Origin of the sequence: Paenibacillus sp. FSL P4-0176 (assembly GCF_037975265.1) — a bacterium.
In the GTDB taxonomy this organism is placed as follows: domain Bacteria; phylum Bacillota; class Bacilli; order Paenibacillales; family Paenibacillaceae; genus Paenibacillus; species Paenibacillus amylolyticus.
Genome location: NZ_CP150242.1, coordinates 3,025,700 through 3,041,986, shown reverse-complemented (window position 1 = coordinate 3,041,986; position 16,287 = coordinate 3,025,700). Strand labels below are relative to the sequence as shown.

Here is a 16,287-nt window from a genome sequence, read left to right as displayed (position 1 = left end):
ATGCAACAAATTCCGCCCTATTTATACAAAAAAAGTAGACAATCACATCTGTTGATGTGCTGTCTACTTGTTCTTACTGTCTGTGATTTCTATTCAGCTTTTACCAAAATCTTAACCTGATTTTTCTCTTTCAACAGTGCTTCAAATCCATGCTCTACCACTTCATCCAACGTAATTCGTTTGGTCACCAGCTTGTCAGCCGGGAAGAAACCTTTATCCATCAGACTGATAACCGCCGGGAACACATCGCGATAACCAATAATGCCATTAACTGTACGTTCTTTCATGACAATTGAGTTCGGGTGAATCGGCGCTTCCTGTTCAAAAATACTGACGATCATCAACTCTCCACCAATACGTGTCGAATCGATGGCTTGTTGCAGAACACGTGGAACACCGGTTACTTCATAGGCTACGTTAACGCCACCTTGTGTACGTTGATGGATCTCTTCCACGACATTAAACTGCGTTGGATCAATCACAATGGCACCGAGCTCTTCGGCTTTTGCTTTCCGTTCATCCGATAACTCCACTACATAAATATCCGACGCTCCCGAAGCTTTAAGCGCTTCGATGACCAGTAGTCCGATTGGGCCTGCGCCAAACACGGCTGCCGTATCTCCCACTTTCAGCTTGCTTTGGCGCACAGCGTGAAGTGCTACAGCTGAAGGTTCAACCAACGCACCTTGCTCATACGAGATTGAATCCGGAATGGCATGTACCATATTTTCTGCAGCAGTTACATACTCGGAGAATCCTCCTCCGCCTCCAGCGAGTCCAAGGAAACCCATCTGATCGCACAGATTGTATCTGCCCTGTTTACAAGCTTCGCAGTGTCCACATGCATAGATGGGTTCTACCACAACACGATCGCCCGCCTTGAAACGCGTAACACCTTCCCCTACTTCAACCACCTGTCCTGAGAATTCATGCCCCATAACTATAGGCGCTTGTTCCCCTGTTAGCGGATGCGGTGCTTGAGCGGGAATGAAGATTGGACCTGCTGTGTACTCGTGCAAATCACTGCCGCAGATACCGCACCATTCCACTTTTATTTTGACCTTTCCTTCTTCAGGCTGAGGTTCATTAATATTTTCGAGACGTAAATCTTTGACTCCATGCCAACGTAATGCTTTCATTAATTTCATCTCCCAGATCATAATTTGTGATATAATAGGAAACGTTTCCGTAAATTAAATATGTCACATTTTAGATACGCTGTCAAACATATTTCTCCACTAATATGGCTATTTCATGATCATATCGAGTTCACTTAAGAATGCTCGCACTTTAATTCAAGTGATCTTAGCGGTATTACAAACGATGTAATCCTTGTTATTAACATATATCATGGCAAATATTATTGTAGTCCCATTGAAATTTAATCAGGCGTTGCCATAAATCTGGCCCTTTCACGGGATACTTCATTGTTCAAATGTTATAATCAAGTTATATAACTATCGTGAAGTTCATACATATCCCTAATAATTCGGAATCGTTTCCGTTAAAGTGAGGTAACCGTACATTGAGGAAAGAACAGAAACTTACGATCAAGGACGTTGCAGAGCGTGCCGGCGTGGGCATCGCTACCGTATCCCGGGCCATCAACAATTCAGAAGGCATCAGCAGTAAAACACGGGATAAGGTGATGCAGGCCATTGAAGAACTGGGGTTTGTACCCAACACCTCGGCACAGAGTCTGAAAATCCGGCAAACGCACCAGATCGCTCTTGTTGTACCCGACATACGAAACGCCATCATTCCGGAAATCTCCTGGTCTGTAGAGCAAACGGCGAAGCAACATGGGTACCATGTCGTCCAGATCAATACGGCAGGCAATGCCAGAACGGAGCTTGAAACCATTCGTAATGTCAAAAAATTGCATGTGGATGGACTGATCTTCATGCCTCTGGCGTACCCCAAAACGTTACCCGGACTGATTGATAAGGCGCCGCTCCCTATCTCGATGATTAATTACGGCAAAAAACTGGAACCGGGTATGAAAGCGGATATCGTCTCTCTCTCTCAACCTGAAGGCAAATTGGTAATGGAACATCTGTTCAAGATCGGTCGAACTCGAATTGCATATGCGGGAGCACCGAAGGACATTATTGAAGAACGCTTTCGTGCGTATGAGCAAGCCGTAGGTCACGTGGACATTTCTCTCGTCTACTTTGGTGAGGACTTTTCATTAAATACAGGTGCCAATGCTGCAGATTATTTCTATGGACTTACGCATATGCCAGATGCTGTCTATGCCATTAATGATATGGTTGCCATCGGATTGGTTAATCGGTTCAAGGAGTTAGGGGTTCGTGTACCTGAAGATGTGGCTGTTGTGGGTGTGGATAACAATCAATGGACAACCGTCACGTCTCCTCAGATTAGTTCCGTGTCCATTATGGGCGAAGAAGTCGCCAGACTTGCTACCGAGCTGTTGTTAAAACGGATTCGGGAGATGAGCACGACCGATTACGAACACATCCAATTTGAACCACGCTTAATCGTTCGTGAATCAAGCGTCGCCATGATTCATTCCTCCCAGCGAGGACAACACAGTTAAATTTGGTGAGGGGTATGGGCATTAGGATAGAATATATTTTACGGCTATCCCTTTATTTGTCCTGCTACACAGATATACTAAAAAGGTGTTGCTCAGGTCTAACTCTTTCCTGGCAGCACCTTATTTGTCGTTGATTCTATATAACTATAGCAGAGTCATACTCCGCATACGTTCATTCTAAGAAAGCAGTTGCCTGATCGGTGTTCCCTTCAGGAACATCTCTATATTCTCTACGGTATGATTATAATAGATCTCATAATTGCCACGAGTCACATAACCCAGATGCGGTGTTGCCAGGACGTTGGGCAATGTTCGCATCACATGGTTAACAGGTAGCGGTTCCTGCTCATATACATCCAGGCCTGCACCAGCAATCACCCCACGCTGCAATGCCTCCACCATAGCTTCCTGATCGACAATGCCCGCTCGCGACGTATTTATTAATAGCGCACTCGATTTCATTTGTTGAAATTCGGCTTGTCCGATCAGATTCCGCGTACGATCACTCAATACCAGATGAATGGATACGATGTCGCTCTGTGCAAGCAGTTGCTCCTTGGTCTCGCACCAGATCACACCATGTTTTTCGGTTTTTTCACGTGTTAGATTCTCGCTCCAGGCCATCACATTCATGCCAAATGCTTGTGCGATCTCAGCCATGCGAGTACCTATCTTGCCCAAACCAAGCAATCCAAGTGTTCTCCCATGCAAATCCAACCCTACAGTGCTCTGCCAGTTTCGATTGGAGCGAAGTGCATTATTTTCCGTAACCAGTTGTCTGGACAGCCCTAGAATCAGTGCCCATGTAAGCTCCGTCGGCGGATTAGAGCTTCCCTCGGTTCCACACACAATAATTCCGTTCTTCTCTGCAGCCTTTAGATCTATCGACGCGTTGCGCATACCACTTGTAATCAGAAGTTTTAGATTAGGGAGCTGCGAAATGACCTTCTCTGGAAACGGTGTACGTTCCCGCATCAGAACCACAATATCGAAATCCTGCAATTCCTGAATGACTTTTTCTTCCGAGCCCATATAGTTGTTGAATGTCTGAATCTCCACCTGATCCATCAACGGACCCCAGTCCGCCGACGTCAGCGCAACGTTCTGATAATCATCCAAAACGGCACAGCGCAACTTCGTATTCATTTCTGATCTCCTCCTATATCTGCTCAATTCTTAAATATATTGTAGCAACTCCGCATCACTTTAAACAGAATAAATCCCTATTACTGCAGCAAAGACAGCGTAACTTGGATGCTCTGCTCTACAAATAAGCGGTCTGGTCCTGATTTCATCAGAACAGTCAGTCCAATCATGGATACAACCAGAGACTGTGCGACCGCACTCGCGTTCATGTCAGTGGACAACTCCCCGCTCTGTTGCCCTCGTTCTATCGTTTCTTCGAAAAGAACACCCAAGTACATCTGATGCTCCCGTGTAAGGACAGCGAATTTGGGATCATGTGGAGCCAGCTCAACCATCGTATTAATACAAAAACAGCCATGACTAGGCTCGGTCACACTCCCCTCTGCTCCAATATGTTCAAACAATCCACGAAAGGCTTCCCGCACGGAGGAGCCCTGTTGAAGTCTGGCTCTGACTTGAGCCGCATGCTGAGTGGTATACCTGCGAAGTGCTGTTTCGAATAATTCCTTTTTATCGCCAAAAGCCGCGTACAGACTGGGACGTTGTATTCCCATTGCGGTCGTCAAGTCATTTAAAGATGCCGCTTCGAACCCTTTGCCCCAAAACGTATGCATCGCTGCATCGAGTGCTTTATCCGTATCAAATTCCCGTTGTCTAACCATACAATTCACCTCTTTATGTATCGATCAGTATGTTTATATATTTTAACCTCACTCTTATTACAAAGTCAAAACCTAATAACCAGAAAGGCGTGTTTAGCTATAAATGAATCGAAAAATCTGGAATTGAAGCGATCGCATCGTTATTTATCGTCGTATTCTCTGGTAAATAATCTTCAATTTAACCCTCACCCATTTCTCTGTTGACAAAATTCACGCAAATAAAGTATGTTTATCCCGAAACATAAAATACCGATCAGTACAGAATAGAAAGGTGACAAATACTCATGCAAACTTCTTCTCCAGATGCACAATTATCCAATAAGGATCGTCCTGCCATGTCACGGTTAGTTGCTCTTCTTTTTGCCGTGTGCAGCGGACTTGCGGTCGCCAATATCTATTATGCTCAGCCTTTACTGGACTCCATCGCTCAAGAATTCAGCCTCTCTCCATCATCCATAGGGATCGTCATCACAGTGACTCAAATATGTTATGCCTTGGGGCTGTTCCTTCTTGTTCCGCTTGGTGACCTCTTAAATCGTCGCAAGCTGATTATCATTCAAATGCTCTTCTCTGTACTTGCACTAATTCTGGTAGGCACCTCACAGTCCAGCTCCCTCTTATTCACGGGCATGGCTGTCGTCGGTCTACTCGCGGTCATTACGCAAACGCTCGTTGCCTTTGCTGCACACTTGGCAGCCCCTTCCGAACGCGGTCGCATTGTCGGATTGGTAACCAGCGGGATCGTCATTGGCATTTTACTTGCACGAACGGTTGCAGGTACGCTGAACGATTGGCTCGGGTGGAGATCGGTGTATCTCTTCTCCGCCAGCCTTACATTACTCGGAATTGTCGCCTTATATCTTGTTCTCCCAAAGCAGCAGTCCCCGCAAGTGAAACAAAGCTATACCCAATTACTCGGTTCCGTCTTACAACTGTACCGTGAGTTGCGTGTGTTAAGAGTACGAGGTGTGCTGGCCATGCTGATTTTTACAGCCTTCAGCATCTTGTGGACTTCCATGGTTCTGCCACTAAGTAGTCCTCCACTGTCCCTGTCTCATACAGTCATAGGTGCATTCGGTCTCGCAGGAGCGGCGGGAGCATTGGCTGCTGCCCGTGCAGGTAAACTTGCCGACCGGGGCCTTGGGCAGAAAACAACCGGTGTCGCTCTTGTCATTCTGCTCTTGTCCTGGCTGCCCATCGGTTATGTCCATCATTCTCTCTGGTTTCTGATCCTGGGTGTTATCCTGCTCGATCTCGCCGTGCAGGCCGTACATGTTACCAACCAGAGCCTGATCTACGAAGTTCGCCCCGAAGCACAGAGCCGCCTGACGGCAGCTTATATGATCTTTTATTCCATCGGCAGTGCAATCGGCTCCATCGTTTCTACCCAAGTGTATGCATGGGCGGGCTGGACAGCCGTTTGCTGGTTAGGTGCTGGTGTTAGTGCAGCAGCCCTTGTGTTCTGGATGATCGATCGTTATATGCATCGGAATCTCGATCGTTGAATTAGTCCAGTTTATTCCACACCACAATAAAGAGAGTTGCCAACGGACCAAATAACAGGGAAATCAGAAACCAGTTCCGACCACTTCTGTTTTTTCCCTGAGCCAGTCCGGCATTAATCAAGGCAAGTGTGCCCCAACCTACAAAATATTCATTATCCATCAAATGTCTTCTCTCCTCTATCCATTCAATTCTGGCTACTGTTCAAGTATCACTTTGAGTTTACGATTGCGATCCTCCAGAAATGCCTGCATGTATCTCTTCAGCACAAGTCGTTCGGTTGCCCATCCCAGCAATCCAAGTGGAGCTTCGAATCGAAGTGTGTCTCTCATGCAAGTCATCTGATCCCCAATTACGCTGAAATGATGTTCATGTCGCATGCTCTTGAAAGCCCCTTTCTCCATCTGATCCACAAAGAGGAAAGGTCGTTCGAACTGCACAATTCGGGACTTCAACTTCTGTCTGACCCCAAAATGAGTAGCCTGAAATGTAACGGTATCCCCTGCTCCAATTCTTCCTGTGGTTACTCCTGCAACTGCTCGCTCTCTTGTATGTTGCCAGACGGTCTGAGTATGTACATCAATATCCCGGGCATAGTCAAAGCATCGTTCAATCGAGGCATGTATCGTAATCTCGGTTGTCACTTCAATCATGGCGATCGCTCCTTGGCAGGAAAAATAAGGTCTTTGCAAAGTATACGCTTGCTTCCTTGGTCGAACAACACATCTAGGATGATATAACAAAAAACGGGTCCCCTGTCTTCGTACAGGAGGCCCGTTCTCAATATAAGTAAGGAATACAGATAATACTTAGATTAAATAAGCAATTCATCAATGGCAAGCGTACGCTCTTTGGAGAGATCGCGATATTCTTCAGACTCCACTTTGATGAGTGGTTTGAAAATATCAGATGTATTGTTCATGACAATAACACCTTTTTCTCCATTGCTGAGCAGAACTTGTTTCCCGATGAAATTAGGAAGCAAATGTTGCATCAATGCCTGAACCGGTTTTTCATTCAGTTTACCAAATCCCATTCCATAGATATCTCTAAGGTTGTTGATCAGATTTGGATTGCTTCCTCCGTGGTTCCCGGATCTCATGCCTATATAGATATCCGCTACAGATACAATCTGTGTATATGGATGAATTTCACTTTTCTCAAGTTGCATCGGATAACCCGACCCATCTTCCCGCTCGTGATGCTGCAGAGCAACCAGTGCTGTCGCTTCATCCGTCATCGAATTTTTGATAATTTCATGGCCATATATAGTGTGACGCCGCATTTCAAGCTGCTCATCATCCGTCAACGGTTCTGTTTTGTTCCGAATCCGGTGGGAAACTTTGCACTTTCCAATGTCATGCAGATAACCACCGCGACTAATCTGATAACTCTCCTTCTGAGAATATCCAAGCCAATTCGCGAGGTAGAATGACAACAATCCTACCTGGATTGAATGTGTATAGTTATTGACGTCATCCCGCTCCAGCATCATCAGGAGATGAACGACATCTTTCTGCTCATCCAGTCCCTCAACCATCGGTTGCAGTGCATCATCCACCATGGTGGCGTTGAACTTGCCAACGGTCAGAGCTTCGAGAAAAGCATTTTGATAATTATGTACAGTCTGAATAAATTGGGACTTCAGCTCTTCTTCAGGCGGTTCTTCCTTCGTAGTTATCCCCGAAGCATGCTTTGCGGCTGCTGCAAAAAATTCTGCTTCAGTGATTTCCTCTTCGCGTGATTCAATATCTACATAATCTACACGGTGCTGCATAAGCAAGGTGATATCCTCACCTTTGATCACAGTTCCCTTCCCGAGAACGTGTAATCCTGCATCGCTGAATGTATCCGCAGTTAGACGGTCTCCGTCTTGCAGGTTCATAATATGGATTCTCAAATCGGTATTCCCCCTGAACAATTCATTATAGTAACAGCACCCAACGGAACGGGGCCACAAAAATACCTATACTTCTTTATATCGTTATAATTCTTCATTTCATACATAGTTCAAACGACCTTAATCACAATGGTAAATACGAACGCCTAAGACTTTATCCTCACTCCAACATCCAAATTAGTCCCGGTTTTAAACTTTTACACACTTTTGTGCCTCATTGCCGTATCAGAGTAAGCCAAAGAAGTTCAAACGCTCCGTTTGAACTTCTTCAAGACATCTCAAATTAGATTTTGATCGAACCCAGACTAGCACCTTTAACAAAAAATCGTTCAATGCTCTTCTCTACCGAAGCATCGGGAATCAGCGGTGGTGCCTGATGGGGTTTGGTACGCGCATCAATAATAACCTGATCACAACCCCAATGCTTGTGATCATATCCGCTATTAACCCCATACATATCATGTGAAGGGTTGCTTCGAGTAAAGGTTGCCCATAAGAAGTTGCTGAGGTTAGCACTCAGGAACGAACTGTCGTCACATAGAATGATCATCGGACACGAGTCCAGACCTCCCTGTTCTTTCAATAGAGACGTGAATGCTTGCATCTCCTGTGCTGTATCCGCATAACTCGTAAAGGCCGATGTCTGGATCGAAACGATACCCGGCATGATGAGCTGTGCATTCTCATAACCACGAATGTTTTTCAAAGACTCCGGAACTTCCGTACACAACTCTCGAACCTTGTCGCCATATGCTGCAAAAACGACCTTGCTTCCGCTGTTCAGTCCTGTACCCGAATAATCGAGTGTATCAATCGTTGTATGGGTATGGAAATGAATATCCCGCTGCATATCCATACGCTCCAAGATATAGGTCAGGAATTCAACTTCCTTGTGGGTATCCAGAGGTTGCTGATCCTCAGCAGTAATAAACAGGTACTTCGCAAGACTGAGCTGACCCGTACCCAAAATACGATTGGCAATCGTAAGCAACTCTGTCGGCTGCTTCACCGCCTGATACGGCGTGTAACGTTCACTGCCGATGGCAAACAGTAATGGATGGACCCCTGCCGCATCGACCGCATGCACTTCTTTGACACCTGGAATCTCCTGTTTGATCGCGTCTCCAGTAATCTCATGAATCAAATCACCAAACGCCGTATCCTCTTGCGGTGGACGACCAACAACTGTAAACGGCCAGATGGCATTAGGTTTGGCATAGACTTTATGCACACGCATTAGCGGGAATTCATGTGTCAGACTGTAATAACCCAGATGATCACCGAACGGCCCTTCGGGTTTTGTCTCACCTGGGTAGATATCACCCGTGATGACAAAATCAGCATCATTACTGATGCAATATCCGTCCTTGTAACTGTACCGGAAGCGACGTCCAGCGAGCAAACCGGCAAATGTCATCTCACTAAGTCCTTCAGGCAAAGGCATAACCGCTGAAAGTGTATGTGCAGGTGGACCCCCAATGAAAATACTCACTTTCAGTGGTTCTCCCTTTTTGACAGCTTTGGCTTGATGTATACCAATTCCGCGATGAATCTGATAGTGTAACCCTATTTCCTTGTTCATTTCAAAATCATTGCCATCCAGTTGAACCCGGTACATCCCCAAGTTCGAATTCATGATTCCTGGTTTGTCTGGATCTTCCGAATAAACCTGTGGTAACGTCACAAATGCCCCACCGTCCATAGGCCAGTGTTTGATGAGTGGCAGATCCGAGATTTGAATCTCTTGCGCGGACACCGGCAAGCTTATAGACTTCTGTTTTGGCAGCGCCTGCCACGCAGCAAGACCTGTTTGGACATGCTGAAATGGCGTCTTAAGCGCCTTCATGGGATCGTCACGAACTGCCATGACCCGTTGTACGCCTTCCAGCGTACCGCGGAACATGAACTTGCTTCGTTCCACCGTGCCGAACAGATTGGATACGGCCTGGAACTTTGAGCCTTTTACATTTTCAAATAACAAAGCAGGGCCTTTAGCCTCGTGCACTTTCATGTGGATCGCTGCCATCTCCAAATGAGGATCAACCTCTTCTTTGACCCGAATCAAATGACCGTGCTGCTCCAGATCGTTAATACAATCTTCCATGTTGCGATATTTCATTGGATGGCTCCATTCTCTGTATGATTAAATTAATTAAGTTCATAGATTCACACAATGTCTCTTCTATTTTATCAAATGATCCACTGCTAAACAAAACTATATGTGAAATTTTGTCGCAAATACAGATATCAAAAAAAGCAATCTGGCAACAATCTGAATCCTGAACACACAGGAACCGATTGTTACCATATTGCTGCTCTCTATTTTCTGGCTTTCCTTAAGATGTAGGTGTAATGGTCGATCTGGGGATCGTGACAATAAACTGTGTACCTTTTCCCATTTCGCTCTCTACATCAATTGTACATTGATGCAATTTCAAGATTTTAATGACAATGGACAAACCCAATCCATTCCCTCGAAGCGAGCTGCTTCGCGCTTTGTCCACCATGTAGAATCGATCAAAGATATACGGGAGTGCTTCCTCAGGTATTCCTTGTCCAGAATCTCTAATCAATACCTTCACAAATGAAGATGACGTCTCAATTTCGACATGAATGGTACCTTGTGGACCGGTGTATTTGATCGCATTGTTTATTAAATTTTGCCAGACCTGATCAAACAAATCTTTGTCCACTGTGATCTCGCAGGGCAACAAATCCAATTCGATCTGTATGTCCTTCTGAGCCCACTGCGGCTCTGCCAGTAAGATCGCCCTTCTTAATTGTTCATCTACCTGGAATGTGGTGAAATGAACCGGATGATGCTCTGAATCCAGCGAGGCTAGCCGAAGCAGATTATCACTGAGCCTCGATAAGCGCAGCGTTTCTTCATAGATAATATCCAAATGCTCTTTCTGCTCTTCTAATGGAATAACACCATCTTGTAGTGCTCTGGTGAATCCTCTAATTGATGTGAGCGGAGATTGCATTTCATGAGAGACGTTGCTGACAAAGTCATCACGAACCGAATCGATTTTTTGCAACTCACTGGCCATATGATTAAAGCTCTCCATCAGTTCGCCAAACTCATCCTGATTATTATGTTTCAAGCGAACCGACAGGTCACCTGATGACATCTCCTTCGCTGCAACCGTTAATCTCTTAATCGGTTTCACAATGTACCCGGACATGAACAGGATTAATAAGCTGCCAATCACCAGAACTGTTAATAGTGAGGTTAAGAGCGTGTTTCGCAGTGTATGAAAAAGAGAGGAGAAATCGCTTTGAATTAGAAATGTGCCGATCCCCTCGTTTGTTCCAGGAACACCTATGGTCGCGATTCCATCTTTACTGGACAGAAAAATGGCATCCGTTGTACCCGTTTCAAATAACGAATGAACTTTGTCCTCTGGCAAGGAAGATAACACTTCACTTTGTTCATTCACGGGAGTGATATTTAAGCCGTAGCGAGCAAAGATACCTAAGCTTGATTGTACTTTTTCCGGATCATCGATCAGGTTAATCAGTGTAGCGAGATCTTGAGCAAAAGTAACCATAAACCGATTCGGTGTCTTTTCCTGGGACCCGTTATTTATCATAAAGGAGAGAATCAAACTCACCAGAACAATCCCGATAAACGTAGCTACGATGCGAAGTCGCAGGCTTTTCCTAAACATTTTCATGCCCGCTCCAGACGATATCCAAGTCCTCTTATCGTTGAGATCACTAGCTCAGGTACAGGTTCAAGCCGTTCCCTTAACCGTTTGATATGTACGTCAACTGTACGCTCATCTCCTTCGTAATCGATGCCCCATATGTCATCTATAAGCTGTGTACGTGTGAATATTTTCCCTGGCGAACTCGCCAGAGAAAATAACAATTCACATTCCTTCTTTTTCAATTCGATAGTTTGTCCATCCGAAACAACCATCAGATTGCCCAAATCAATCGTAACACCGCTGATCTGAATCATGTTTGATGAACTTTTGTTATATCTTTTCAGTAACGATTTCACACGCAAGATTAACTCCACAGGATCAAACGGTTTAACCAGGTAATCGTCTGACCCGGCATTAAATCCTCTGACTTTGTCCTTGGATTCTCCCTTGGCAGTCACCATCAGGATGGGAATATCCAGATAAGACCGGATATCTTCCGTCAGTTCAATACCGTCTATTCGCGGCATCATCACATCCACAATCGCCAGATCAACTTTCGTATGCGAGAGGATATCTAACGCCTCTTGACCGTCTGGCGCTTCCAGCACGGAGAATTGATTCTTTTCAAGATAGATTCGGATTAATTTGCGGATATGGGAATCATCGTCCACCACCAGAACTGTGTTCATGTAGCCATTATCCTTTCCAAAATTGATATTTATTCGTATCGTAAGGATTCCATCGGGTCCAGCTTCGCCGCTTTTGATGATGGCATCAAACCAGCCACAATACTAATCGCTGTACTTACCACAAGACCGAACAAGATGTAATATCCCGAGAGATTAATCAGTTTTGCTCCAAACGCATTGTCCAAAAGAATGTTTAATACATAACTGATGATCACTGCAAAGATTACCGCAATAATACCACTAAATACGCCTAATAAGGCAGATTCGGAGAAGAATATGCGCTTGATATCTTTCTTTCTTGCTCCAATGGCCCGAAGAATGCCGATCTCCTTCGTCCGTTCCACGACACTAATATAGAGTACGACCAGTATCATAATACCGGATACGATCAACGAAATGCCTGCAATACCCGCGAGTACAATGGAAGCCATACTTACATATGTGGTGATATTCTCCATGACCTTGGCCATTTGGGAGCCTGCGAAACCAGCGTTTACAGCAGCTTCATTGATATCATTTACATATTTCATATCGGTTGCATAGGCGTTAACTTGAATTGGTCCAATCGTTATTCCTTCGTCCGCATACATTTGCTCCAACGTCTCTGATGAAATGTATCCCGGGGATTGCTGCATTGGAGATCGTGGATCTGCCGCTTCGTAGATCCCTGAGATCGTTACTTCTTTCTCCAAAGTCACTGGTTTATTATTACTATCCATCTCATTGATATATAAAAACACGGACTTGCCGATCATGGTTTCAGCTTGATCATTTCCGCTTAATTGTTTCGCTGTATCGAGAGGTAACAGCATCTGATTTTCTACCGGCAGAACACCAGTTGTCATCAATGCTGGATCAAAAGCATCCGTTAACGTTGTTAACTGTGTGAGTCCTACACTTTGTTTTTCATTCACCATCGTGGATTTGCCTGTAATGGTCGTGATCGTCTCTACATGATCCACATTAGGAAAATTGCGAATCGTCTCAACATCAGCTTCGGTGAACGCTTCACCTGGTGCCATCAAGGCCTCGGGGCCTTGCATATCCTTGGCTTCTTCACTCGGCTTGGTTATATCCACGAGCAAAGGGTCCATACTTGAATTGATTTCGTCATTCATATACGTCGTTATTCCATTCCCCAAGGAGAGCATCAGGAGTACGCTTAATATACCTATAGATCCACCCAATGCTACCAATACATTACGCTTGCCGTTGAGTTTCATATTTTTAAGTGCCATCTTGAATGAAGCAAGCAAGCTCAGGCTCCGGGAAGAATCCTGACCACTCTCGTAAACAGCCGTAGAAGGATCTTTCAGGTGAATATCGTCACTAATGCGCCCCTCTTCAACCTTCACAATACGTGTACCGGAGTCAGCGACTTTCTGCGAGTGAGTAACGGCAATCACCAGCATTCCCTTTTTGGCTATACTGTCGAGCAGAGCGAGGATTTGATCTCCGTTTTCCCTATCCAGAGCACCCGTCGGTTCATCTGCAAGAATAATATCGGGATTGTTGGATAACGCCCGTGCGATGGAAACCCGTTGCTTCTGACCGCCAGATAACTGGTTGGGACGTTTGTTCAGATGATCCTTCAGTCCCACCTCTGTCAATATATCTACGGCACGTTGGTTGCGATCCTTCTCATTGGTATCCGTCATTTGCATCGCAATCGTCACATTTTCGAGGACAGACAGATGCGGGATCAGATTGAAATTTTGAAAGACAAAGCCGATATTATTCTTCCGATAATCATCCATTTCCTTCTCTGTCATGGCACTTAAGTTCTTGCCACGAACAACGACGTCCCCTTCATAGTCGGAGTCCATACCACCAATGATATTCATCAGTGTCGACTTACCGCAGCCAGATTCGCCAAGGATGGAGACAAATTCCCCTGTCTCAAAACTTAAGTTCAAACCGTGGAGTACCGGAACTCTTTCTTTTCCATATAAGGTGTATGATTTCTTCACATTTTTAACTTCAAGTATTTTCATATGGATCTCTTCCTCTCCTGATCATGCACGATATCTATCTATTTGATGTTCATATCGTAACAAATCAGTATGAACTGATAATGAACTGGACCATTGCACCTATAACAGGTTCGAAGAGAACTATATGCAAAAAAAACACCTACAGCTTGCTTGAAACAAATCATTTCAAGTAAGTGTAGGTGTCCAAAATTTGATTAGATTAATCCCGCTTTTGCAAGTAACCTTTTCACAATCGCGGCTGACTGTGCACGACTAATGTCTGCATCTGACATCAGTTTACCATCAGCACCTTGTACCAGCTCTTGTTTAATCGCCGATGCAACTGGCTCTGCTGCCCAAGCCTGTACTTTAGCGCTATCGCTGTATGTGCTCAGCAGACTTGTTGTCTCCGACGCGTCGGCCTGTGCCAGACCGACCAGTTTCATCGCACGTGACACAATAGTCAGCGCTTCAGCACGAGAAATTTCGTTGTTCGGACGGAAGCTATCGTCAGCATAACCTGAGATCAGGCCGTAGGACACAGCCGTCTGAACCTCATCCTCATACCAGCTGCCAGTATTCACATCCGTGAACGATGCCGCTTCTGTACTGCGCGGGGAGTGCAGACCCAAACCTCTTAACAGAACAGCCGTAAACTCTGCCCGCGTAATACTCCGGTCTGGCGCAAATACGTTCTCACCAGTACCTTGTACGATCAGACGGGATGCCAGATCCTGTACGTCAACACGACTCCAGTGACTTGATACATCGCTGAATGTTGCCGGATGATAGATCAGAGCGTAAGTGCTGTTCGTCAAGCTGTTAATAATAGCAGAATCTTGTCCATTACCTTTGATAACCTTGGTCGGTACATGCAGAAGGCTGCCATCCGGCTGAAGCACAACTCCTGTCGTGATCTTTGAACCATCGACACCTTCTGGCAAAGTAATGGAGCGCTCTACATAAGAGTTGAAACGATCTACATTAACTTGCTGTCCATTCCAGATCGCTTTTACTTCAAAATCAATCGGAGCTGCGATCACCGTTGTGTTCTCCAGCTTATCCGCTGCAGCCTGAATTGCTGTTTGTTTAGATGTGGCACTAGGCACAATAGCGATTTGGATTGTGATATCTTCCAATGGAACCGTGCTTCCGAATTGGTTCAGAATCTGATCCACCTGAATCTGGTTAGCTGGAAGTGTGTACGTACCGCTATCAGTCTGAATGACAACTTCGGCATTACTTCCTTCCATTGTTTTGACCAACTTGCCGTTCAGTTCACCAACGACCGCACCCTTGCCAGTACCTGTAATAGGCAGCAGAAGCGTTTTTAGTCCACTTCCAATCTGATTGATGACTTTTTCATTATCCACATGAACCGTGGTGGTAACCTGATTGTTTACCGTTGATGTGGTGGCCGTTGCAGATTGTTCCTGTTTCTGACCGTTCACATAGATGTCTACACCTTTGGTTACCGCCGGAGTCGATGGAACTGGGGTAATCACGGGTGAAGTTGGCGATACACTTCCTCCTCCTCCTCCACCCGAAGAGTTACCAGGATTCGGTGTAGGTGTCGAACCAGAATTGTCGCCACCTGAGTTTGCTGCTGTAATTGTGATTGTTCCACCGGACAATTCAGTGTAACTCTGATATTCTACATTGGTAAAATGCCAATGTTCTGAATCAGTTTGATCTACGGATAGCTGTTTCGTTCCAGGCGTCGCATTGCTTTTGGCTTTGATCTCCATATCAAATAATTGGGTTTCATCTACAATTGAATGGTCACCCCCAGTAAAATCAACCCAGATGATCCGTACCCAGCCTTCCGCATTATTAATTTGGTACTGGAAGTCTGCTACACCATCTTCATTTGGGGATGTGCTGATGACGTTGACAGATTTAGGCGTGATCCGAACAATTTCCAGTGCAGACGTATCATAATCAATCTGCATATTATAAGCTTTCACCCCGAAATGGGATTTTTTCAATGCAACAGGAACATGAACCGTCTGCCCTGCCTGTACACTAACATTTGCAAACTGCACCTGTGATGGTTCCGCTGGCTCTGCTCCTGCTACACTCGGGAATACGAGTGACGAGAGTAGCGTCAGTGCAATGAGACCTGACATTGTTCTTCTGATTCTTGGACGTTTCTTTTTCGGTTGAAACATGTATTAGCCTCCATGTGTGTATCA

13 protein-coding genes are annotated in these 16,287 nt (G+C 45.2%); 2 read left to right on the top strand and 11 right to left on the bottom strand.

Annotation, left to right across the window (positions count from 1 at the left end; all coding sequences use genetic code 11):
• Nucleotides 1-89 precede the first annotated feature (89 nt).
• Nucleotides 90-1,139 (bottom strand): 2,3-butanediol dehydrogenase, encoded by a 1,050-nt coding sequence (locus MKY95_RS14045; protein ID WP_338708657.1) that lies wholly within the window; start codon nucleotides 1,137-1,139, stop codon nucleotides 90-92.
• Between the two features lie 386 nt (nucleotides 1,140-1,525).
• On the opposite strand from MKY95_RS14045, the gene MKY95_RS14040 reads away from it, so the two are divergent.
• Entirely contained in the window at nucleotides 1,526-2,563 is a 1,038-nt protein-coding gene (locus tag MKY95_RS14040; RefSeq protein ID WP_076249529.1) for a LacI family DNA-binding transcriptional regulator, read from the top strand.
• Nucleotides 2,564-2,740: 177 nt separating this feature from the next.
• Here MKY95_RS14040 and MKY95_RS14035 read toward each other — a convergent pair whose 3' ends face one another.
• On the bottom strand, nucleotides 2,741-3,709 hold the full coding sequence (locus MKY95_RS14035) for a D-2-hydroxyacid dehydrogenase family protein (protein WP_338708656.1): 969 nt from the start codon (nucleotides 3,707-3,709) through the stop codon (nucleotides 2,741-2,743).
• Between the two features lie 80 nt (nucleotides 3,710-3,789).
• Nucleotides 3,790-4,371 (bottom strand): TetR/AcrR family transcriptional regulator, encoded by a 582-nt coding sequence (locus MKY95_RS14030; protein ID WP_076318076.1) that lies wholly within the window; start codon nucleotides 4,369-4,371, stop codon nucleotides 3,790-3,792.
• Nucleotides 4,372-4,655: 284 nt separating this feature from the next.
• Here MKY95_RS14030 and MKY95_RS14025 point away from each other — a divergent pair, with 284 nt between their 5' ends.
• Nucleotides 4,656-5,876, top strand: a complete 1,221-nt coding sequence (locus MKY95_RS14025) for an MFS transporter (protein ID WP_076318077.1) — start codon at nucleotides 4,656-4,658, stop codon at nucleotides 5,874-5,876.
• Nucleotide 5,877: 1 nt separating this feature from the next.
• Here the strand turns inward: MKY95_RS14025 and MKY95_RS14020 are convergent, their stop codons facing one another.
• The 8 genes from MKY95_RS14020 to MKY95_RS13985 all read right to left on the bottom strand — a co-directional run bounded on the left by MKY95_RS14020 (nucleotide 5,878) and on the right by MKY95_RS13985 (nucleotide 16,263).
• Nucleotides 5,878-6,039, bottom strand: a complete 162-nt coding sequence (locus MKY95_RS14020; protein ID WP_155985038.1) for a hypothetical protein — start codon at nucleotides 6,037-6,039, stop codon at nucleotides 5,878-5,880.
• A 32-nt stretch (nucleotides 6,040-6,071) separates the two neighbouring features.
• Nucleotides 6,072-6,527 carry an SRPBCC family protein gene (locus MKY95_RS14015; protein ID WP_076318078.1) on the bottom strand — a complete coding sequence of 152 codons (456 nt, stop codon included), beginning with the start codon at nucleotides 6,525-6,527 and terminating at the stop codon, nucleotides 6,072-6,074.
• Between the two features lie 161 nt (nucleotides 6,528-6,688).
• Nucleotides 6,689-7,774 (bottom strand): HD domain-containing phosphohydrolase, encoded by a 1,086-nt coding sequence (locus MKY95_RS14010; protein ID WP_076318079.1) that lies wholly within the window; start codon nucleotides 7,772-7,774, stop codon nucleotides 6,689-6,691.
• Between the two features lie 283 nt (nucleotides 7,775-8,057).
• Entirely contained in the window at nucleotides 8,058-9,893 is a 1,836-nt protein-coding gene (locus MKY95_RS14005; protein ID WP_076318080.1) for a UbiD family decarboxylase, read from the bottom strand.
• 217 nt (nucleotides 9,894-10,110) lie between these two features.
• A complete protein-coding gene (locus MKY95_RS14000; RefSeq protein ID WP_083669692.1) occupies nucleotides 10,111-11,454 on the bottom strand; it encodes a HAMP domain-containing sensor histidine kinase in 1,344 nt (447 codons plus the stop codon).
• A complete protein-coding gene (locus MKY95_RS13995; RefSeq protein WP_076318082.1) occupies nucleotides 11,451-12,119 on the bottom strand; it encodes a response regulator transcription factor in 669 nt (222 codons plus the stop codon). Before MKY95_RS13995 ends, MKY95_RS14000 begins: the two co-directional genes overlap by 4 nt.
• Before the next feature lie 29 nt (nucleotides 12,120-12,148).
• Nucleotides 12,149-14,113, bottom strand: a complete 1,965-nt coding sequence (locus MKY95_RS13990; protein ID WP_076318083.1) for an ABC transporter ATP-binding protein/permease — start codon at nucleotides 14,111-14,113, stop codon at nucleotides 12,149-12,151.
• Between the two features lie 194 nt (nucleotides 14,114-14,307).
• Nucleotides 14,308-16,263, bottom strand: a complete 1,956-nt coding sequence (locus tag MKY95_RS13985; RefSeq protein ID WP_076318084.1) for an S-layer homology domain-containing protein — start codon at nucleotides 16,261-16,263, stop codon at nucleotides 14,308-14,310.
• Nucleotides 16,264-16,287 lie beyond the last annotated feature (24 nt).